Annotated in this window: 18 protein-coding genes and 1 tRNA gene; 4 read left to right on the top strand and 15 right to left on the bottom strand. The window is 63.1% G+C overall.

The window, feature by feature from the left end; translation table 11 throughout:
- A complete protein-coding gene (locus tag BO74_RS10545; RefSeq protein ID WP_496442205.1) occupies positions 1 to 765 on the top strand; it encodes an endonuclease/exonuclease/phosphatase family protein in 765 nt (254 codons plus the stop codon).
- On the opposite strand, the gene gluQRS is transcribed toward BO74_RS10545, so the two are convergent.
- From gluQRS to BO74_RS10500, 9 genes are all read right to left on the bottom strand, one after another.
- The gene (gluQRS, locus tag BO74_RS10540) at positions 729 to 1,730 is read right to left on the bottom strand and encodes a tRNA glutamyl-Q(34) synthetase GluQRS (protein ID WP_496442160.1); all 1,002 of its coding nucleotides are present in this window, start codon (positions 1,728 to 1,730) and stop codon (positions 729 to 731) included. The genes BO74_RS10545 and gluQRS overlap by 37 nt on opposite strands.
- Positions 1,696 to 2,787 carry a redox-regulated ATPase YchF gene (gene ychF / locus BO74_RS10535; RefSeq protein WP_496442158.1) on the bottom strand — a complete coding sequence of 364 codons (1,092 nt, stop codon included), beginning with the start codon at positions 2,785 to 2,787 and terminating at the stop codon, positions 1,696 to 1,698. Before ychF ends, gluQRS begins: the two co-directional genes overlap by 35 nt.
- A gap of 35 nt (positions 2,788 to 2,822) precedes the next feature.
- On the bottom strand, positions 2,823 to 3,392 hold the full coding sequence (gene pth, locus BO74_RS10530; protein WP_496442157.1) for an aminoacyl-tRNA hydrolase: 570 nt from the start codon (positions 3,390 to 3,392) through the stop codon (positions 2,823 to 2,825).
- An 86-nt stretch (positions 3,393 to 3,478) separates the two neighbouring features.
- Positions 3,479 to 4,084: a 50S ribosomal protein L25/general stress protein Ctc gene (locus BO74_RS10525; RefSeq protein WP_496442156.1), complete on the bottom strand. Its 606-nt coding sequence runs from the start codon at positions 4,082 to 4,084 to the stop codon at positions 3,479 to 3,481.
- A 57-nt stretch (positions 4,085 to 4,141) separates the two neighbouring features.
- The gene (locus BO74_RS10520) at positions 4,142 to 5,092 is read right to left on the bottom strand and encodes a ribose-phosphate pyrophosphokinase (RefSeq protein WP_496442154.1); all 951 of its coding nucleotides are present in this window, start codon (positions 5,090 to 5,092) and stop codon (positions 4,142 to 4,144) included.
- Positions 5,093 to 5,166: 74 nt separating this feature from the next.
- Positions 5,167 to 5,243: transfer RNA gene (locus BO74_RS10515), tRNA-Gln, on the bottom strand.
- Between the two features lie 40 nt (positions 5,244 to 5,283).
- The gene (locus BO74_RS10510; RefSeq protein ID WP_496442153.1) at positions 5,284 to 7,731 is read right to left on the bottom strand and encodes a putative bifunctional diguanylate cyclase/phosphodiesterase; all 2,448 of its coding nucleotides are present in this window, start codon (positions 7,729 to 7,731) and stop codon (positions 5,284 to 5,286) included.
- Between the two features lie 45 nt (positions 7,732 to 7,776).
- Positions 7,777 to 8,211, bottom strand: coding sequence for a hypothetical protein (locus tag BO74_RS10505; RefSeq protein ID WP_496442151.1), 435 nt, complete (start codon positions 8,209 to 8,211; stop codon positions 7,777 to 7,779).
- On the bottom strand, positions 8,211 to 9,512 hold the full coding sequence (locus BO74_RS10500) for a hypothetical protein (protein ID WP_496442149.1): 1,302 nt from the start codon (positions 9,510 to 9,512) through the stop codon (positions 8,211 to 8,213). Before BO74_RS10500 ends, BO74_RS10505 begins: the two co-directional genes overlap by 1 nt.
- A 128-nt stretch (positions 9,513 to 9,640) precedes the next feature.
- Between BO74_RS10500 and BO74_RS10495 the strand changes: the two genes are divergently transcribed.
- On the top strand, positions 9,641 to 10,234 hold the full coding sequence (locus tag BO74_RS10495) for a hypothetical protein (RefSeq protein ID WP_496442148.1): 594 nt from the start codon (positions 9,641 to 9,643) through the stop codon (positions 10,232 to 10,234).
- Position 10,235: 1 nt separating this feature from the next.
- On the opposite strand, the gene BO74_RS10490 is transcribed toward BO74_RS10495, so the two are convergent.
- The 3 genes from BO74_RS10490 to BO74_RS10480 all read right to left on the bottom strand — a co-directional run bounded on the left by BO74_RS10490 (position 10,236) and on the right by BO74_RS10480 (position 13,848).
- Positions 10,236 to 10,796 (bottom strand): 1-acyl-sn-glycerol-3-phosphate acyltransferase, encoded by a 561-nt coding sequence (locus BO74_RS10490; protein ID WP_496442203.1) that lies wholly within the window; start codon positions 10,794 to 10,796, stop codon positions 10,236 to 10,238.
- A 27-nt stretch (positions 10,797 to 10,823) separates the two neighbouring features.
- A complete protein-coding gene (locus tag BO74_RS10485) occupies positions 10,824 to 12,443 on the bottom strand; it encodes an ABC-F family ATPase (protein WP_496442147.1) in 1,620 nt (539 codons plus the stop codon).
- Positions 12,444 to 12,528: 85 nt separating this feature from the next.
- On the bottom strand, positions 12,529 to 13,848 hold the full coding sequence (locus tag BO74_RS10480) for a GGDEF domain-containing protein (protein WP_496442146.1): 1,320 nt from the start codon (positions 13,846 to 13,848) through the stop codon (positions 12,529 to 12,531).
- Between the two features lie 370 nt (positions 13,849 to 14,218).
- Between BO74_RS10480 and ahpC the strand changes: the two genes are divergently transcribed.
- The gene (gene ahpC / locus BO74_RS10475) at positions 14,219 to 14,785 is read left to right on the top strand and encodes an alkyl hydroperoxide reductase subunit C (RefSeq protein WP_496442145.1); all 567 of its coding nucleotides are present in this window, start codon (positions 14,219 to 14,221) and stop codon (positions 14,783 to 14,785) included.
- Between the two features lie 99 nt (positions 14,786 to 14,884).
- The gene (gene ahpF / locus BO74_RS10470) at positions 14,885 to 16,444 is read left to right on the top strand and encodes an alkyl hydroperoxide reductase subunit F (protein ID WP_496442144.1); all 1,560 of its coding nucleotides are present in this window, start codon (positions 14,885 to 14,887) and stop codon (positions 16,442 to 16,444) included.
- 6 nt (positions 16,445 to 16,450) lie between these two features.
- On the opposite strand, the gene panE is transcribed toward ahpF, so the two are convergent.
- From panE to BO74_RS10455, 3 genes are all read right to left on the bottom strand, one after another.
- The gene (panE, locus tag BO74_RS10465; protein ID WP_496442142.1) at positions 16,451 to 17,389 is read right to left on the bottom strand and encodes a 2-dehydropantoate 2-reductase; all 939 of its coding nucleotides are present in this window, start codon (positions 17,387 to 17,389) and stop codon (positions 16,451 to 16,453) included.
- A gap of 105 nt (positions 17,390 to 17,494) precedes the next feature.
- On the bottom strand, positions 17,495 to 18,442 hold the full coding sequence (locus BO74_RS10460; RefSeq protein ID WP_496442140.1) for a ketopantoate reductase family protein: 948 nt from the start codon (positions 18,440 to 18,442) through the stop codon (positions 17,495 to 17,497).
- Positions 18,443 to 18,468: 26 nt separating this feature from the next.
- A complete protein-coding gene (locus tag BO74_RS10455; protein ID WP_496442138.1) occupies positions 18,469 to 19,452 on the bottom strand; it encodes a TRAP transporter substrate-binding protein in 984 nt (327 codons plus the stop codon).
- Between the last annotated feature and the right edge of the window lie 214 nt (positions 19,453 to 19,666).

Genomic DNA, 19,666 nt, shown 5'->3' with positions numbered 1-19,666 from the left:
ATGAAGAACTCCGGCCTGCGCATCGTCACCTACAACATCCACAAGGGGTTCTCGCAGTTCAACCGGCACATGATGGTGCACGAACTGCGCGAGCAGTTGCGGCAGCTCGGCGCGGACATTGTTTTCCTGCAGGAAGTTCAGGGCGCGCACAGCTTGCATGCCGCGCGGATCGAGAACTGGCCGGAGGAGGCGCAGCATGATTTTCTGGCCGCCGAGGTCTGGCAGGCGACGGCGTATGGGAGCAATGTCGTCTACGATCATGGCCACCATGGCAACGCGATCCTTTCGCGCTTCCCGATCGAGCATGCTTTCAACCAGGACGTCACGCACCTGCGCTTCGAACGGCGCGGACTGCTCCACTGCCGGATCAGCATTCCGGGAACGCCGGTGCCCGTCCATTGCGTCTGTGTGCACCTCTCGCTCTTTGCCCGCTCGCGGCGACGGCAAATGGACGCGCTGGCAGCCTATCTGGAGGAGGTCGCCGGGCCTGACGCGCCGCTGATCATTGCCGGCGATTTCAATGACTGGCGCAACGAGGCTGACACGCGGCTGGCGCGGCGCCTCGGCCTGTGCGAGATATTTGCCGGCGAGAGCGGGGAATCCGGTTCGCCGGGACGCAGTTTTCCGGCAAAACGTCCCGTGCTTCGCCTCGACCGGATCTACGCGCGGGGCTTCGCAGTAAAACAGGCCAAGGTACATTCCGGCGCGCCCTGGTCGCGCATCTCCGATCACGCCGCGTTGTCGGCGCTTTTGTCCTTCGACTGAGGACTGCAGGTTTCGGCAGAGGAAACGGCACGCGCGGCGGGGACGCGGGCCATATCCCAGGCGGCGATCGCCCATTGCCAGAATTCGCGCAGCGATCCGCCGTTCCGGTCCGGGCACTCCGCCTGGCCGAGAAAACGCATGACGCGGCGCAGCATGGCCACCCCGTCCGTCGGGTCGACGGCGGCCGCGCGGGTCTGTTTCGAAAGCTTTTCCCCGGCCGCATTGACCGCAACCGGCAAGTGGGCGTAGACGGGCGTCGGAACCCCCAGACACTGCTGCAGCCAGACTTGCCGTGCCGTCGAATCGAGCAGGTCGGCGCCGCGCACCACGGCATTGACGTCCTGATCAGCATCATCGACGACGACCGCCAGTTGGTAGGCGTATTGCCCATCGGCGCGCAGCAACACGAAATCCCCGACATCCTTTTCCAGGTTCTGCCGCGTCTCGCCCTGGATGCGGTCATGGCAGACGAATTCCCGGTCGGGCACGCGCAAGCGCCAGGCGCGCGCCGCCGCGCCCGCCTTCAGTCCGGCGCGGCAGGTCCCGGGATAGAGCAGGCCGCCATCGATCGAGGCGCGGCTCGCCGACGTGGCAATCTCGCTGCGCGAGCAGGCGCAAGGGTACGCCAGCCCGGCAAGTTGCAGGCGCACCAGCGCCGCGTGATAAAGATCGAGACGGCGACTCTGATGGATTACCTCGCCGTCCCACTCGAAGCCGAAGCTGTCGAGCGTCTGCAGGATATGGTCAGCCGCCCCGGGCACCGTGCGCGGTGCGTCGATATCCTCGATGCGCACCAGCCATTCGCCCCCGCGGGCGCGCGCATCGAGATAGCTGCCGACGGCCGCGACGAGGGAACCGAAATGCAGCGGCCCGGTCGGCGACGGGGCGAAACGGCCGCGGTAGCGACCCGGGTTCGCCGCCGGAACGTCGTCAGACGTTGAAGAGGAAATTGAGGATGTCGCCATCCTTGACCACGTAGTCCTTGCCTTCGGAGCGCATCTTGCCGGCTTCCTTGGCGCCCTGCTCGCCGCCGTAGGTGATGAAGTCGTCGAAGGCGATGGTCTGTGCTCGGATGAAGCCGCGCTCGAAATCGGTGTGGATCACCCCGGCGGCCTGCGGTGCGGTGTCGCCCTTGTGGATCGTCCACGCGCGCACTTCCTTGACCCCGGCGGTGAAGTACGTCTGCAGGCCGAGCAGGTGGTAGGCCGTGTGGATCAGGCGGTCCAGTCCCGGTTCTTCCAACCCGAGATCGGCGAGGAACATCTGCTTTTCCTCATCGTCCAGCTCGATTATTTCGGCTTCGATGGAAGCGCAGATGGCCACGACCTCGGCACCCTCCGCCGCGGCATGCGCGCGCACCGCATCGAGCCGCGGATTGTTCTCGAAGCCATCCTCGGCGACGTTGGCCGCGTACAGCACCGGCTTGGCGGTGATCAGGCAGAACGGCTTCAGGTTGGCCCATTCCTCCTTCGACAGGTCGAGGGCGCGCACCGGCTTGCCCTGATCGAGCTGGGCGTAGCACTTGTCCAGCACGGCGACCAGCAGCTTGGCCTCCTTGTCGCCCGCGCTGGCGGGCTTGCGGTAGCGGTTGAGTGCCTTCTCGACGGTGGCCAGATCGGCGAGCGCCAGTTCGGTGTCGATGACCTCGATGTCGCGGATCGGATCGACGCTGCCGGAGACGTGAATCACGTTGTCGTTGGCGAAGCAACGCACCACGTGCAGCACCGCGTCGGTCTCGCGGATGTTGGCCAGGAACTGGTTGCCCAGTCCTTCGCCCTTCGAGGCACCCGCGACCAGGCCGGCGATATCGACGAACTCGGTCACTGCGGGAACCACGCGCTGCGGCTTGACGATGGCCGAGAGCGCGGCCAGGCGCTTGTCCGGCACCTCGACGACACCGACCGACGGATCGATTGTGCAGAAGGGGTAATTCTCCGCCGCCACGCCGGCCTTGGTCAGCGCGTTGAAGAGGGTGGACTTGCCGACGTTGGGCAGGCCGACGATTCCGCATTTGAGGCTCATGGTAATAATCCTGTTCGTTGCAATTCGTTTAGCATTTAGGTGGCCTTGCCGTGCAGGGCCTGTTGCGCGGTCGCGTAGTCGCCCGCGCCGAGCCTCGCCCAGGCCAGCAGGCAGCGGTCAAGCGCCCGGTCGATTTGTTCCTGCTCCTCGCGGCGCGGGGCCTTGAGAACGTAGTTAATGACTTCGTTGCGATCGCCGGGATGGCCGATGCCGAGGCGCAGGCGCCAGAAGTCCGGGGTGCCCAAATGTGACTGGATGTCCTTCAAGCCGTTGTGGCCGCCGTTGCCGCCGCCCTGCTTGATGCGTATCCCGCCCGGCGGCAGGTCGAGCTCGTCGTGGACGACAAGGATTTCATTCGGCAGGATCTTGTAGAAGTTTGCCAGCGACAGGACCGCCAAGCCGGAGCGATTCATGAAGGTCGACGGCTTGAGCAACCACAGGTCGCCGCTGCGTCCGACGAGGCCATGGAATTTACTTTGCGATGCAAGCGTGACGCGCAGGTCACCGGCCAGCCGGTCGACGAACCAGAAACCAAGGTTGTGGCGGGTGTCCGCATACTCGGCGCCGGGGTTGCCGAGGCCGACAATCAGACGCGGGGCGGGCATGCTCTACTCACGAAATGGACGCTCCAAAACGGAAAGCCGTCGCGGCATTAACCGGCGACGGCTTGTCACATCGAAACGGCGATGGATCAGGCAGCAGGAGCAGCTTCTTCGCCTTCGGCTGCAGCCGCCTTCTTGGCCGTGATGGCGACGACGACCGGATCGTCGCTGCCGTGCATGATCGGCTTGACGCCTTGCGGGAAAACGAGTTGCGAAACGTGCAGCGTCTGGCCAGCTTGCAGATCCTTCAGGTCGACTTCGATGAAAGCCGGCAGATCCTGCGGCAGGCAGGTTACGTCCACGTCATTCATCGCATGCGACACCGTGCCACCAGCGAGCTTGACGCCCGGCGCGGCTTCGGCGTTGACGAAGTGCAGCGGCACCTTCTGGTGCACGGCGTGCGTTGCATCGATACGCTGGAAGTCGGCGTGCAGGACCTGCGGCTTGTAGGCGTGCATCTGGGCGTCGCGCAGCAGGACGGTCTGGGGCTTGCCATCGACCTTCAGCGTAATGACGGACGAGTGAAACGCCTCTTTGGCGAGGGAGAGGATCAGGTCGTTATGGTCGAGCTCGACCATTTCCGGAGCGGCAGTACCGCCGTAGATGATGGCCGGGACCTTCTTGGCGCGACGCAGGCGGCGGCTCGCTCCGGACCCCTGCAGTGTGCGCGCTTGCGCGTTCAGTTCAAATTGCATGACAACTCCTGGTTGAAGTAAAAACCCGCCCGCGACCAGGCGGGGTATGGGAAAAAACTATTCGATGAACAGCGACGACACGGAATCCTCGTTGCTGATCCGCCGGATCGTCTCGGCCAGCACGTCGGCCACCGACAGTTGGCGGATACGCGAGCATTTCTGCGCATCCTCGGAAAGCGGGATCGTATCGGTGACCACCAGTTCGTCGATCGCCGAATCGTTGATGCGGCTGACCGCGGCACCGGAAAGCACCGGGTGTACGCAGTACGCCAGCACTTTTTTCGCCCCGTGCTCCTTGAGCGCGGCGGCCGCCTTGCACAAGGTACCGGCGGTATCGACCATGTCGTCCATCAGCACGCAGGTGCGTCCCGTGACATCGCCGATGATGTTCATCACCTCGGAGACGTTGGCCTTCGGGCGGCGCTTGTCGATGATCGCCAGGTCGCACTCGAGGCGCTTGGCCAGCGCCCGCGCGCGCACGACACCGCCGACGTCGGGCGAGACGACCATCAGTCCATCGAAATCCTGCTTCCAGACGTCGGCCAGCATGATCGGCAACGAGTAGATGTTGTCGACCGGGATGTTGAAGAAGCCCTGGATCTGCTCGGCGTGCAGGTCCATGGTCAACACCCGTTGCACGCCGGCGGCGGCCAGCAGATCGGCCACCAGCTTGGCGGCGATCGGCACGCGCGCCGAGCGCACGCGACGATCCTGTCGGGAGTAACCAAAATAGGGGATGGCGGCGGTGATCCGTCCGGCCGAGGCGCGCTTCAGCGCGTCGACCATGATCAGCAGCTCCATCAGGTTTTCGTTGGTCGGAGCGCAGGTCGATTGCAGGATGAAGACATCCTGACCGCGTACGTGCTCCTGAATTTCGACGGAAATCTCGCCGTCGGAGAAGCGACCCACCTTGGCTCGGCCGAGTGAGATATTCAGTCGTCTGACGACATCGGCAGCCAATTTCGGATTGGCATTGCCGGTGAAGACCATCAGGCTATCGTAGGCCATAGCAAAGATCCCGGGGCACAGCTTGAAAGCAATACGGGCAGGTAAGCTTACCTGCCCGACTGGAAGAAACCGGATGGCTGGGGAAGAAGGATTCGAACCTTCGAATGCCGGAATCAAAATCCGGTGCCTTGACCAACTTGGCGACTCCCCAGCAACTGCCCGTCTGAGACATCAAACGAGCGAGGCGCGGATTATACAGGCTTTTTATCGGAAAGCAAGCCGACTGTCACATCATCCCCGGGGGGCCGAACATTTCCGTCGAGCAACCCGGCGACCCGCTCGGCAGCAGCATCGATCTCGGCGACCGGTACCGGGCGGGAAAGATAGTACCCCTGCACGCAGCGGCAACCGGCCTGCGCGAGCAGTTCAAGGTGGTGCGCGGACTCAACGCCTTCGGCGACGACCGTCAGGCCGAGGCTGCCGGCCATGTTGATGATCGCTCCGACGAGCGCCCGGTCGCTGTTGTCCTCGCTCATGTCGCGCACGAAGGATTTGTCTACCTTGAGGACGTCGACCGGAAAGCGCTTGATGTAGGACAGGGATGAGTAGCCTGTGCCGAAGTCGTCGAGATAGATCCGGAAACCGAGTTCGTGCACGGCATCGAGCCAAGTCTGCGCGGCATCGGAATCGCCCATGAAGACGCTTTCGGTGATCTCGATCGCCAGACTGCCCGGATCGACTCCGTAGCGGTTGACCGTTTCGATCAGGGTGATCGGCGGCAGGCCGTCAGGAATCTGCCGCGCCGAGATGTTGATCGAGATGTAGTATCCGGCCCCCTGCTTTTTCCATGTTGCCAGCTGCTGGCATGCCGTTTCGACGATCCAGAGACCGATGTTGATGATCGCGCCGGTCTCCTCGGCGAGAGGAATGAACACATCGGGCGGAATCATGCCGCGCTCGGGATGCATCCAGCGAATCAGCGCCTCCGCGCCGACCATGCGCCGCTGTGGCAAATCAATGATCGGCTGGAAGAGGATTGCGAGCTCGTTGCGCCGCGCAGCGAACCGCAGATCGTTTTCCAATTTGCGGCGGTGTTCCGCATTCCTCGCCATGGTCACGTCGAAGAAGCTGTAGCGTCCGTTGCCGGCAAGACGGGCATGATCGAGCGCCATCTCGGCGTTGCGCAGGAGCGTCGCCGGGTCGCTTCCGTCCGCCGGGTACAGGGTGATGCCGAGGCAACCACCCAGTTGCAACGATGTCGTGCCGATCTCGAAGAAGCCCTTCAAGGCCGTGGCGATGCGTGCCGCGATGTTGGCAGCCTCCTGTTCGGTAAGTGCGGAGCGCAACACGATGCCAAAGGAGTCGTTTCCCAGACGCGAAACGATGTCGCCGCTCTTCAGGCAGGAGCGAAGGCGCTGCGCCGTGATGGACAGGATCTGATCACCGGAGGCCAGTCCCATCGATTCGTTGACGCGTCGGAAGCCGTCGAGGTCAACGATGAGAATGGCAAAACCGGCGTTCATTTCGTTGCCGCAGGCGGCGATTTCCTCCTCGATTTTCTGCAGGAAGCCGTCGCGGTTCAGCAAGCCGGTCAGCGAATCGGTAATGGCCTCCTGTTGCGCCATCAGCTCTGCCAGCTTGTGCCGCGAAATGTCAGTCAGTTGTCCCTGGATCAACCCGTCCCCGACCGGTGTCAGCGTGACGCAAAGCCAGCGGGCATCGTCCTTGCCGGATACATACTCGAAGTCGTCGGATACCGACTGGTTCAGGACAGTGCACCGTTCGATCAGTGCGACGAGGTGATCCGGTTGGCACCAGGGCAATCCTGCCAGGCCCAGCTCGCCGCTGCGTTCCGCGGGGCTTGCCAGGTCCAGCTGGCGGAAGAACGCCTGGTTGCACGATTGGAAAACCCCGCGCGAATCGACCACGAAGATTCCCGAATCGGCGTTCTCGAAAATCGCCCGGTACTTCCGCTCGCCGATCTCGCGCTGGACGTGCTGGCGATGTTCGTCGTCACGAGCGGCGACGAGACGGCTGCCGAGCTGGTTGATGTCGGCCACCAGCCGCCCGATTTCGGTCCCTTCGTGGCCATCGGGGACGGGGAGTGGCGCGATCGAGCTGGCATCCATCACGTGCAGCCGGTCCGACATCTTCTTGATCGGGCGCACGATCCACAACAGGACGGCCGCGATGACCGCGGCGGCGACGACCAGCAACTGCAACACCAGCAACAGCGCGACGAAACCGCCGTTCTCCCTGACGCGCTGGCGAATGATTTCCGGATCGGGGTCGATGGTCAGTTCGCCGACCATCTGCGAGGGATCGAACGGCGAGGTGATTCGCTGGCTGACCCGCGCAGCGGCAGCCTGGCGGCTTCGTTCGCCATCGACGGCGTCGCGAACATGGGAGGCAAGCACCTCGCCTCCGCCGACCAGAGTGACGGCGAAAACCTCGCCGTTCGTCGCCAGGCCTTTGACCACTTCGCCGGCCAGCGTCTGGTCACGGGTAAAGCAGGCAACCTGCGCCGTGCTCTCCACGGTGGCGAGAAGCTCCGTGATCCGCTGCGACATGCCCTGCCGCGTGTAGTACTCCGTGGCATAGGCGGTCACCAGCACGAATGCCAGGCCGACCACCAGCGCGACCCCGACAACCTGCGAAACCGCCAGCCAGACAATGCTTCGTCGCCAGAATGATTGCATGCAGCTCATCTCGAAAAACCACCTGAAAAACAACGGCCCGTCATCTTACTCGGCCAGTTCGAACACCACCCGCAGCCGGCCCATCACCTGGCTGCGTTCCAGGTAGGTGATTACCGTCGCGCTCCCCTTGACCAGAGACAGTGCGTCCTCCAGCCGTTCCGTCTGGATCGGCGGCCGCGTCCTGGCGGAAAAAACAAGACGCGCCCAGTACGTACTGATTTCGGCCGGACTTTTCCCCACCAGCCGTCGATAGAACTCCGCCCGTACCGGGTGTCCGGGAGGCAGGTCGACCGGCGAGGCGACAAGGCCCGACGGCAGTTGCCGGAAGCTACCGAGAAAGATGTTGATCACCTCGTTGCGGCTCAGCGTGGTGACGCCGCTATCGGGATTGGCGACGACGACGATCGACTCCGCCGCCGCCAGCAGCGGCATGAGCAGAAGCACGAAGACGAGCATGTGGCGGCGCATGGCGCGACTCATCAGAAGATGAAATCCAGGGTCAACGTGACGACATTGGTCCTGCCGTTCCAGCCGGGCATTTCGTTGCGGAAGGTGTACAGGGAGTCCGGCTTGCCGCGAATCATGTCCAGCTGTGCCTTGAGCGCCATGTCGCGCCGGAAGTCCCAGCGCATGCCCAGCGTATAGGTGTGCTGATCCATCCCGGACTCCGCCAGCATGGAGGCGAGCCTCGCGTTGATCGCTGCGCTGCTGCCGGAATCCGGCAATCCGGACGACACGCGCGCACTGCGCGTACGAGTTCTCGAATAACCGGCAAACGGCTTGAACTCGCCAACCCGATAGCCTGTCAGGAACATGAGGGCGTCCTGATCCTGCATCGCGTCCATTTCATAGCTCAGGCGCCCCAGCATCAATTGCGCCATGAACGGCCCACGGTCATAGACGACCCCGGCGGAATAGTAATGCGCGCGGGTGCCCTGCAAGTCAAAGGCATCTGCGGCGTCCCGAGCCGCTGGCTGGGCGGTGTTCCGCAAATCCTCCTGCAATTCGCCGACAGCATCGGGCATCCGGTGCCTGAAACGGATCTGGGCGACTCCACCCCGCCACTGCCACCCCCCTTCCTGATAATCGAGATAGGCGCCCATCGCCCGCGAGCCGCGCAGGTCGAGGTAGCCGCCGCCGAAGGGCAGCTTCTCGCCGAGGAACCCGATATAGCCTTTGCCGCGCAACAACCCGTCGCCGATCGGCGCGGTGACTTGTGCATCCGCGCCATCAAGGAAAGAAATCGCCAGCGACGAGTAATAGTCGATGTTGGGGCGCACGCTGAGCTGGGAATAACCGATCAGCCGACTATCGCCGTGCATGAAGAAATCCGTACTCACCCGTCCTGCACGCACGCTGAGGTACGGACTCGGATCGTACTTCAGGAGCGCTTCAGTGATCTGCGGCGCAAAATTCCCGCGATGGCTGTAGCGACTGACCGCCTGAACGACCGCTTCCACAGTGTCGTTGACGAGGTAATTGGCCTGCACGCCCAGATTGGAGTCGATTTTTCCCGACCAATGGTCGGAGACGCCGTCCGGCTGCGATAGATCCCGCGCAATTTCCGCCCGGCCATTACTTGCGCGGGCCACCCCAAGGGTGCCGAAACCGTGCAGGGAGAACGTTCCGGCGTCGTCCGCCTGTTGCGCGGCAACCACCAACGGAAGCGCCAACAGGGCGAGGCCGCCCGATGCCAGGTGGAATATCCGGGACCAGACCGTGAGCATCATGATGGGAATCCTGATCGGCGTTGCATGACCGCCGGATGGTAGCACGCTCATTCAGCATAATCCTGAACGCATGAAAGTCCAGCGGCGAAGCGTGCCGAGGGCAACATCACGGCCTTCGGCGTAGCATACAAGGCGCCCCCGGATTTCTGATAGATTAGCGCCCCGAAGGAGACCTGCTCATGCTGCGCCGAACCATTGCCCTGCTTTCATTGCTGACTGTTTTGCCCGCGTGGGCGCAATCCGCGGCCCCCGTGCCGCAAACGCTGGAACAGGCCGAGGCGCAGCAAAAGCAGGCGGCGACGATGCGTAACGATGCGGAAAAGCGCTACGCCGCGGAGCAAGCCGCCTGCTACCAGAAAATTCTGGTCAATGACTGCCTGGTTGATGCCAAGAAGCGCTACACGCAAACGATCATCGACGCGCGCCAACTCGAGGCGCCGGCGCGCGAATTCCAGCGCGAGGCTCACCGTGCCGAAGTCGAGGCCGAAAAGGCGCAACGCGAGGCCGAGCGCCCTGTGCGCGAGGCCGAACAACGGAAAAGCGCCGAGCGTTACCGCGAGGAGGAAGCCGCCAAGTCTGCCGAGCGCACGCAGAAGCAGGCGGACAAGGAGCGCAAGGCCGCGGAGAACCGGAAAAAACTGGCCGAGGAACAGGCGAAGCGGCAGGCAGAACAGCAAAAGCGCGCCAGGAAGCACGCCGAGCAGATCGAAAAGAAAGCGAAGGAACGCGCGAAGGCGGAAGCCAAGGCCGCCGCCAAACAGCAAGGCCAATGAATCACGGCTCCTTCAGCCGGATCGGGCCGGCATTTTCCGCACGCAGCGGGGCAGTTTCCGCGTAATAGGCGCGAATGCGTGCCATGTCCCGCGCTTTGTCGCCCGTCAGCTCGATCCAGCATTCGACGCCGATGCGCTTTCGGCGGTAGTCGATGAAGCCGAGGCCGACCGGGACGCCGACGCTCCGGGCCAGGTGGTAGAAACCGCTTTTCCAGTGTTCGACGCGGGCACGCGTGCCCTCGGGCGCGATGCACAGATGGATCGTCTCTTTCTGCGCGAAAGCGCCGGCCAGTCGGGCGATCGTCCCGTTCGGCTCGCGCCGGTTGATCGGGATGCCGCCCAGCCGGACGAACAGCCCGCCCAACGGCCCGTGGAACAGCGAATCCTTGCCAGCCCAGTGAAAGCGGATGCCGCACCAGAAACGGAAGAGCATGCCCAGCGGAAAATCCCAGTTCGAGGTGTGCGGATAGACGAGCACCACTGACTTGGGGCACGGTGGCGCCACGAAGACCGGCTGCCAGCCGATGCTGCGCAGGATCAGCGAGGACAGCCGGCGCAGCATCACGGTCAGTGGGCGCTCACCCGCCGATCACTCGATACCCTGGCTGGCGAGGTATTCCTCGTAGGTGCCAAGGTAATTGACGATCGTCCCGTCGGTGCGGATTTCCAGGATGCGCGTGGCCAGCGAGGAAACGAACTCGCGATCGTGCGAGACGAAGACCAGCGTGCCCTTGAACTTCTCCAGCGCGGTGTTCAGTGACTCGATCGACTCCATGTCGAGGTGGTTGGTCGGTTCGTCCATGACCAGCACGTTCGGCTTCTGCAGCATCAGCTTGCCGAAGATCATGCGGCCCTGCTCGCCGCCGGAGATCACCTTGACCGGCTTCTTCACCTCGTCGCCGGAGAACAGCAGGCGGCCGAGCGTGCCACGGATCAGCGTCTCGAGATCCTCGCCCTCGGCGGCGTTGGCGCGGGCGAACTCGGCGACCCATTCGGTGAGCGGCGTGTCGCTCTTGAAGTCCTCGGCATGGTCCTGCGCGTAGTAGCCAAAGCGCGCCTTCTCGGTCCAGCGGATTTCGCCGTGCTGCGGCGTGAGGTCGCCGACCAGCAGCTTGAGGAGCGTCGATTTGCCGACACCGTTTTCGCCGATCACGGCAAGGCGGTCGCCGGCGTTCAGCGACAGGTCGAAGTTGTTGAAGAGCTTCGGACCGCCGTCGTAGCCGAACGACAGGTTCTCGATTTCGAAGGCCTGACGGTGCAGCTTTTCCTTCTCGTCGTATTCGAAGCGGATCCACGGATACTGCCGCGACGACGGCTTGATGTCCTCGGGCTTGAGCTTGTCGATCAGCTTCATCCGGCTGGTGGCCTGCTTGGCCTTGGACTTGTTGGCCGAGAAGCGGCGCACGAACTCCTGCAGTTCGGCGATGCGCTCCTTGGCGCGCTCGTTGGCGTTCTTCTGTTGCTGCCGGGCCTGCGACGAAGCCTCCATGAAGTCGTCGTAGGTGCCCGGATAGACGGTGATCTTGCCGTAGTCCAGGTCCGCCATGTGGGTGCACACCTGGTTCAGGAAGTGGCGGTCGTGGCTGATGATGATCATCGTGCTGTTGCGGTCGTTGAGCACGTTTTCCAGCCAGCGGATCGTCGCGATGTCGAGGTTGTTGGTCGGTTCGTCGAGCAAGAGGATGTCCGGGTCGGCGAACAACGCCTGCGTCAGCAGCACACGCAGTTTCCAGCCCGGCGCGACTTCGCTCATCGGCCCGTAATGCTGTTCCGACGGGATGCCGACGCCGAGCAGCAGCTCCCCGGCACGCGCTTCGGCCGTGTAGCCGCCGAACTCGGCGAAGTGGTGCTCAAGCTCTGCCGCGTGCAGGTAGTCTTCCTCGGTCGCTTCCGGGTTGGCGTAGATCGCATCCTTCTCCTGCATGCACGCCCACATCTCCTGGTGGCCCATCATCACCACGTCGATGACGCGCTGGTCTTCGTAGGCGAACTGGTCCTGGCGCAGGAAGGCCATGCGCTCGTGCGCGTCCTTGGAAATGTTGCCGGCCGAGGGTTCCAGTTCGCCGGCGATGATCTTCATGAAGGTCGATTTGCCGGAGCCGTTGGCGCCGATCAGACCGTAGCGGTAGCCCTCGCCAAACTTGACGGAAACGTTCTCGAAAAGGGGCTTGGCCCCGAACTGCATGGTGATGTTGGACGCGACGAGCACTCAAAAACCCCGGAAGTCGTTGATTAAAAAAGAGGCGTATTGTACCCGAGCATGTCTGGCAGCGTCGGGCCTCTTCGGAATAGGCTCAGGCTTTGCGCCGTCGCGCCTTATCGTCAAACATCCGTCGATCGGCCAACTCCAGCAGTTCATTGGCGGTGACGGCCTCGTCGGGATAGAAGGACACGCCTACCGACGTTCCCGTCTGCAGCGATGCGTTCGCGAGTTCGATCGGCTGGGCAACGCACTCGCGCAGACGCTCCACCAACTGCTCGACATTTGTCCGGCTGGCGTCTTCGATGACAACGGCGAACTCGTCGCCGGCCCAGCGGGCGACCGTATCGACCAGGCGAACCTCGGTGCGGAGTCGCTCGGCGACGGTTTTCAGGACGACGTCGCCGATCTTGTGTCCATACCGGTCATTGATCTGTTTGAAGCCGTCAAGATCGAGAAACAGCGCGGCAACCAACCCCGATCTCGTACGCGCCTGACGCCGGATGGCCTGGTCCAGCCGGTCGTCGAACAGGCGGCGATTGGGCAGCCCCGTCAGGCTGTCGAAACCGGCGTGGCGGGCCAGTTCGCCGCGTTGTCGCAAAACGGTATGGATGCTGAACGCCGCCAACATCGCCAACAATCCTCCGAGGATCCTCATTCCCGACGGTCTGCCGAATCCGTCCGGCTCGCGCGCGCGGACGGCATACACCCAACGGCCTCCCGGGACATCGGATTGCAGCGTGATAACTGAGGGGTCGTCAAACAACTCCGAGCTGCCGACGAACACGCTGCCGGCGCCAGTGAAGTCGCGACTGCGGATCGCAAAGTCGAAACGATTCTGGTCAAGTCCCGTGAAGGCGGCGTTCTGAAAGGATGGCATGTCGATGACCGTGGATAGCAGGCCCCAGTACCTTCCTTCAATCTGGACGGGCGTCCGGTAGATCAGCGCCGAACCGCCCTGCAACAGCGCAACCGGCCCGGTCAGCACGCTCTCGCCAGATTCAACAGATCTCCTGACTGTCGGCCATTGCTCGGGAATCTCCCGATAATCGCGATTGAGTGCCTGCTCGTTGCCTTTGATCGGGAAAACGTGGGAAATGCGGTAGTCGATGGCAATCGAGAAATTGCGCACGTGGCGACCGAAGACATGAACAGCACCGAGAATGCGGTTGACTTCGTCTGCATCCAGGCGGTCGTGCCTGACCACCAGATAGCCGACAAGGCCGCTTGCCAGATAAAGTACGGAGTTGAGTTCCCGGTCGACACGCGCGCGCAACTCAGAGGCGAACCCCACGGCGGCGACCTTGCGCTGGGAGGCTTGCTCTGCCTCCCGGAAACGCAGGAGTGCCTCCGAGAGCAGCAAGGCCATCGCAAACACAAGCAGGCTTACGCTCAAGGCGAAGCGAGGTGACATGGACCTTTCCCGCAGTGCTTGCAAGAAGCCGTCAAAGCGATGCATTGCCGACATTCCGGCGGCGAAGCCTTTATTCTGCTTGCGCACCGTGACCTCCCTATTTGAACCGTCTCTCCCGCCGGCGACAGTTCGGTTGTTTGAAGCGAGTCGGCCCGGGTGGCGCTCTTTTCAATCTTAGCACCCGGCAAAGCGCTTGATCCGGAACATTTTGTGGAGCCCTCGTGTCCATTTTCACCACCTTACTGGAAGGTGGTTTATCGATAGATAAAAACTATCGACAATATTGGAACAATTAATTTCAAAAACAGATCAACCCTCGCTACCATTCTTCCGTCGCTTCGATAAACAACCCACCCAAGGAGATAAAACAATGAAATCGCTGATCAATACCGAAGTCCTCCCGTTCAACACCACCGCCTACCACAACGGCAAGTTCGTCGCCGTTTCCGACGCTGACCTGCGCGGCAAGTGGTCGGTGGTGTTCTTCTATCCGGCCGACTTCACCTTCGTCTGCCCGACCGAATTGGGCGACCTCGCCGACAACTACGATGAATTCAAGAAGCTGGGCGTCGAGATCTACAGCGTCTCCACCGACACCCACTTCACCCACAAGGCCTGGCACGACGCGTCGGATACGATCAAGAAGATCGAGTACGTGATGGTCGGCGACCCGACCGGCGTGATCAGCCGCAACTTCGGCGTGATGATCGAGGAAGCCGGCCTCGCCGAGCGCGGCACCTTCGTGATCGATCCGCAAGGCAAGATCCAGATCATCGAAATCAACGCCGGCGGCATCGGCCGCGACGCCTCCGAACTGCTGCGCAAGGTCAAGGCCGCCCAGTACGTCGCGTCGCACCCCGGTGAAGTCTGCCCGGCCAAGTGGAAGGAGGGCGAAGCGACGCTCGCCCCGTCGCTGGACCTCGTCGGCAAGATCTGAGTCTCTCGCTGACCGTCGCCCCGGCGCAAGCCGGGGCTCGGACGTGCCGCCCGTTTTATCGTTTGTTCATTGCCAATCCGCGTCATAGGGAGAAAAAAAATGCTCGACGCCGCCATCAAGGGCCAGCTCAAAGCGTATCTGGAGCGCCTGCAGCAGCCGATCGAACTCGTCGCCTCGCTCGACGACAGCACCAAATCGCAGGAGCTGCACGGCCTGCTCGAAGACATCGACTCGCTTTCAGCCAAGGTCTCGATTCGTCTGGACGGCCACGACGCCCGCCGCCCGTCCTTTACTGTCGGCCGCCCGGGGGAGTCCGCCCGGATCCGTTTCGCCGGCATTCCGCTGGGCCATGAATTCACCTCGCTGGTCCTTGCCCTGTTGCAGACCGGCGGCCACCCGCCGAAGGTCGAGGCGGCGACGATCGAGCAGATCCGCGCAATTTCCGGTTCGTTCCGCTTCGAGACCTTCATTTCGCTTTCGTGCCACAACTGCCCGGATGTGATCCAGGCGCTCAACCTGATGGCCGTGCTCAACCCCGGCATCAGCAGCACGATGATCGACGGCGCGGTGTTCCAGAAGGAAGTCGAGGAACGCCAGATCATGGCCGTTCCGACCGTCTATCTGAACGGCGAACCGTTCGGCCAGGGGCGCATGACGCTCGAAGAGATCGTCGCCAAGATCGATACCGGCGCCGCCGCGCGTGAAGCGGAAAAGATCGCGGCCAAGGCAGCCTTCGACGTGCTCGTCGTCGGTGGCGGCCCGGCCGGTGCGGCAGCAGCCATCTACGCGGCACGCAAGGGCGTGCGCACCGGCGTGGTTGCCGAGCGTTTCGGCGGCCAGGTGCTCGACACGCTGGCGATCGAGAACTTTATTTCGGTCAAGGAAACCGACGGGCCGAAGCTGGCCGCCGGGCTCGAACAGCACGTGCGCGACTACGAAGTCGACATCATCAACCTGCAGCGCGCCGAGGCGCTCTCAAGCTGCCCGGACGGCCTGACGGAAGTGCGTCTGGCCAGCGGCGCGACGCTGAAGAGCAAGACGGTGATCCTGTCCACCGGCGCGCGCTGGCGCAACATGAACGTGCCCGGCGAGCAGGAATACAAGGCCCGCGGCGTGGCCTACTGCCCGCACTGCGACGGCCCGCTGTTCAAGGGCAAGCGCGTGGCGGTGATCGGCGGCGGCAACTCCGGCGTCGAAGCGGCGATCGACCTGGCCGGCATCGTCGCCCACGTCACGCTGCTCGAATTCGATCCGGTGCTGCGTGCCGACGCGGTGCTGCAGGCCAAGCTGCGCAGTCTCCCCAACGTCACGATCATTACCCAGGCGCAGACGACCGAAGTGACCGGCGACGGCGAAAAGGTGAACGGCCTGGTCTACAAGGACCGCGCCAGCGGTGAGAAACTCACGATTGAACTCGAAGGCATCTTCGTGCAGATCGGCCTGTTGCCGAACACCGACTGGCTGAAGGGTACGCTCAACCTTTCGCCGCGCGGCGAGATCGAGATCGACAATCGTGGTCAGACCTCGATGCCCGGTGTGTTCGCGGCCGGCGACTGCACGACGGTGCCGTACAAGCAGATCATCATCGCCATGGGCGAGGGGGCCAAGGCCTCGCTCTCGGCGTTTGATTACCTGATCCGCTCCTCGGCCCCCGAATAGCGGGAATCAGCGCGCGTCGGCCTGCCTGCGGCGTTCATACGCCTGCAGGTGGGAGTAGGCGAGGCGCAACTGGGGAGCGGTGACCTGCTTGCTCTCCCCCCAGGCGACCATGTCGCCGAGGATGTGATCGGCCTCGGTCGGCTTGCCGGCCTCGACATCGCGCAGCATCGACGCGACCAGCGGCGAATTGCGGTCGGTCAGCATGTTGCGGTACACCGTCAGTTGCGTATCCGCCAGCTTGCGGCCGTTGGCGGCGGCGATTGCCGCACATTCGTCGAGCAACCCGTTGATGAAGCCCTCGCCGGCCAGCGTACCCATGATGACGCCGATGCTGGCGCGCATCAGACAGGTCGCTCCGGCCAGGGTAGAGAGGAACACAACCTTGTCCCACATCGCCTGGCCGACATTGTCGGACAGCACAAAATCGACGCCGGATGATTCCATCAATCTGGCGAACGGCTCGCGCCACGGGGACGGCCGCCAGCCGAGCGAACCGATGGTGAAGCGATGCAACTGGTTGAGGTGGCGGATTTCGCCGGTCGGCATCAGCGTTACCGAGATCAGGGCCACACCGCCGAGCACGCGGCCGGCGCCGAAGCGCCCGACCAGCGTGTCGATATGGCGAACGCCGTTGAGCAAGGGCACGATCGCCGTCTGTTCGCCGACCGCCGGGGCGATCGCCTCCATCGCCGACGGCAGATCGAAGGCCTTGCAGGTCAGCACGATGACGTCGTAGACCTCGCGAGCCTCGTTCAATTCCTCGTTGGTGACGACTTTCGGCACCAGTTGCAGATCGCCGAGCGGGCTGGATACCTGCAAGCCCTTCTCGCGCAGCTGTGCGGCCCGGCCGGGCCGCACGAGAAAGGTCACGTCGCCGCCCGCCGCCTGCATTCGGGCCCCGAAATAGCCGCCGATTCCCCCTGCTCCCAACACCAGCACCCGCATTTTTCATCTCCCCCGAGAAATCCGTCGGCCCTGCTGCGCCCCTCGCAGAAGCAACCGGCGTCATGGTGCTACTTTACCGTTTTCCGCTTCTGCCGGGCGCACGTGTTACCTCATACGGCGGCGAATTTCGTAGGCCTGCATGTGCGTATACGCCAGACGCAGGCAGTGGGCGTTGATGCCCAGCGTCCAGGCGCGCTCGACCAGGTCGCCGAGCGTGTATGCCGCCTCGGTCTGGTTGCCGCGCTCGATGTCGCGCAGCATCGACGCTTCGAGAACGGACCCGCTTTCGGTCAACAGGGAGCGGCAGGTTGATAGCTGCGGAACGGTCAGCGCGTGCCCGGCCAGTTCGGCGAGGCGTCCGCACTCGGCAATCAGGCCGGTGACGAACTCTTCCCCGCCAAGGGTCTGCAGGATGATTCCGATGTTGGCACGCAAGGTACAGGTTGCCCCGGCCAGGGCCGACCAGAAGACGAACTTGTTCCACATCGCCTGCTCGATGTCGTCGGCGAGGATGAAATCTACGCCCGATGCGGCAATCACACGCGCCAGCTCAGGCAGGCCCGGCGGCGTTTCGCCGGAACGATCCAACACGCCGGTAATCAGCCGGTGCGTGGCGTTGAAATGGCGGATGTGACCCTCCGGCGTGACCAGCAGCGCCGCCTGCGCGACGCCGCCGAGGACGCGCTCGCGGCCATAGCGAGCCGCAAGACGGTCGATATGCGAGACACCGTTGAGCAGCGGCAGCAGCAGCGTCCGTGGCCCGACGGCCGGGGCGATGTCGTCCATCGCCGCATCGAGGTCATAGGCCTTGCAGGAAAGGATCACCGCGTCGAACGGCCAGCGCAACTCGTCACGCGTCAGCACCTTTGGCCGGATCTGCAGATCCCCGTGCGGACTGAACACCTTCAGCCCGTTTTCGCGCAAGGCGGCCGCCCGCGCCGGACGCACGAGAAAGGTGACGTCGCCGCCGGCGGCGTGGATCCGCGCACCAAAATAGCCGCCGATCCCGCCGGCGCCTAGGACAAGCAAACGCAATTCGTGTGTCGCCTGCATTTCGTTCCTCCCGCTTCGCCGACGGCTTAGTCGGAACGCAAGATGTCGAGGATGACCCCGAGATCCCCGGAGTTCGTCACGTATTTCGAGTACACCTTGATCGCGTATGTTTCAATGCCGCTCAAGTAAACCTGATGTTTTTCCAGGATCACCGCGCCGTCCTTGCGTGCTTTCGCCAGCGACTGGGCTTCCGATTCCGCCCACAATTTCTTCATGTAGGCGGACGATTCCGCGGCGGCGGTCGTCACTGCCTTCTGCTGCTCGGGTGTCAGGGCGTCCCAGGTCTTCTTGGACATCAGCAGGATTTCCGGCACCGACGAGTGCTCGTCCATGCTGTAGTAGCGGGCGTACTGGTGATGTCCGCTCGACACGTACGAGGGCAGGTTGTTTTCGGCGCCGTCGATCTCGCCCTTGCTGAACGCCTCGTTGACCTTCTCGTAGGAAACGACGACCGGCGTGCCGCCCAGTTCGGAGATCAGATCCTTGTAGACCGGCGAGTCCTGCACCCGGATGCGCAAGCCGTTGAAATCCGAGCGCTTCTGGATCGGCTTTTGCGTCGTATAGAACGAGCGGGCGCCGCTGTCGTAGTAGGCCAGCACGACAGCGCCGGTTTTCTCGACCTCCGCCTTGACCCGTTTGCCGAACTCGCCGCCGAGCACCCGCCACATGTGTTCGCGCGAGCGGAACAGATACGGCAGGCTCAGCAAGCGCGCCGACTGGATGTCCTTGACCATGCCGCCAAGGTTGATCCGGACCACATCGACCGAGCCGTTGCGTACGCTCTCCCAGTACTTCCCTTCATTGCCGAGCTGGGCGCTATGCTTGATCTGGATCGCGATTGTCCCGTTGGTCAGTTCGGCCAGCCGGCTGGCGAACAGTTCTTCCGCCTTGACGATGATATGTCCGGGCGGATGAATCTCCGCCAACATCAGATCCTTCGCTTCCGCAGAGGAAAACAGGCTGGTCATTGCCAGCCCGAGTGCAAACGCCCCCCATCCTCGGCGGCTCATAGTATTTTGTCTCATACCCACCCTTGGTCAGGCCACCTTGCCATGGCGTAATTTACCTCATGAGCGCTTTCCTGTCTTCTCCTTCGCGCGGCCGGTGCGTTTCCCCTGCCTGGAACGCCCACGGCAATCGCTTACACATTCATCATGTAGATGGTTTTCCTACGGCCGCTTTCGTGCGTTGGCGAAGGCCAAGGAGTTCGGCGCGGTAGAGCGG

It is taken from the genome of Propionivibrio pelophilus DSM 12018 (genome assembly GCF_059569095.1).
The sequence above is the reverse complement of the archived record's forward strand: the minus strand, read 5'-3'. Positions and strand labels throughout refer to the sequence as shown.

Bases quoted from the DNA above. Each gene is read 5' to 3' on its own strand.
- BO74_RS10505 (WP_496442151.1), bottom strand. From the start codon at position 8,211: ATGAGTCGCGCCATGCGCCGCCACATGCTCGTCTTCGTGCTTCTGCTC.
- BO74_RS10460 (WP_496442140.1), bottom strand. From the start codon at position 18,442: ATGCAGGCGACACACGAATTGCGTTTGCTTGTCCTAGGCGCCGGCGGG.
- BO74_RS10455 (WP_496442138.1), bottom strand. From the start codon at position 19,452: ATGAGCCGCCGAGGATGGGGGGCGTTTGCACTCGGGCTGGCAATGACC.
- panE (WP_496442142.1), bottom strand. From the start codon at position 17,389: ATGCGGGTGCTGGTGTTGGGAGCAGGGGGAATCGGCGGCTATTTCGGG.
- BO74_RS10480 (WP_496442146.1), bottom strand. From the start codon at position 13,848: ATGTCACCTCGCTTCGCCTTGAGCGTAAGCCTGCTTGTGTTTGCGATG.
- BO74_RS10520 (WP_496442154.1), bottom strand. From the start codon at position 5,092: ATGGCCTACGATAGCCTGATGGTCTTCACCGGCAATGCCAATCCGAAA.
- BO74_RS10545 (WP_496442205.1), top strand. From the start codon at position 1: ATGAAGAACTCCGGCCTGCGCATCGTCACCTACAACATCCACAAGGGG.
- BO74_RS10500 (WP_496442149.1), bottom strand. From the start codon at position 9,512: ATGAGCGTGCTACCATCCGGCGGTCATGCAACGCCGATCAGGATTCCC.
- gluQRS (WP_496442160.1), bottom strand. From the start codon at position 1,730: ATGGCGACATCCTCAATTTCCTCTTCAACGTCTGACGACGTTCCGGCG.
- BO74_RS10525 (WP_496442156.1), bottom strand. From the start codon at position 4,084: ATGCAATTTGAACTGAACGCGCAAGCGCGCACACTGCAGGGGTCCGGA.
- BO74_RS10510 (WP_496442153.1), bottom strand. From the start codon at position 7,731: ATGCAATCATTCTGGCGACGAAGCATTGTCTGGCTGGCGGTTTCGCAG.
- ychF (WP_496442158.1), bottom strand. From the start codon at position 2,787: ATGAGCCTCAAATGCGGAATCGTCGGCCTGCCCAACGTCGGCAAGTCC.
- BO74_RS10495 (WP_496442148.1), top strand. From the start codon at position 9,641: ATGCTGCGCCGAACCATTGCCCTGCTTTCATTGCTGACTGTTTTGCCC.
- ahpF (WP_496442144.1), top strand. From the start codon at position 14,885: ATGCTCGACGCCGCCATCAAGGGCCAGCTCAAAGCGTATCTGGAGCGC.
- BO74_RS10490 (WP_496442203.1), bottom strand. From the start codon at position 10,796: ATGCTGCGCCGGCTGTCCTCGCTGATCCTGCGCAGCATCGGCTGGCAG.
- ahpC (WP_496442145.1), top strand. From the start codon at position 14,219: ATGAAATCGCTGATCAATACCGAAGTCCTCCCGTTCAACACCACCGCC.
- pth (WP_496442157.1), bottom strand. From the start codon at position 3,392: ATGCCCGCCCCGCGTCTGATTGTCGGCCTCGGCAACCCCGGCGCCGAG.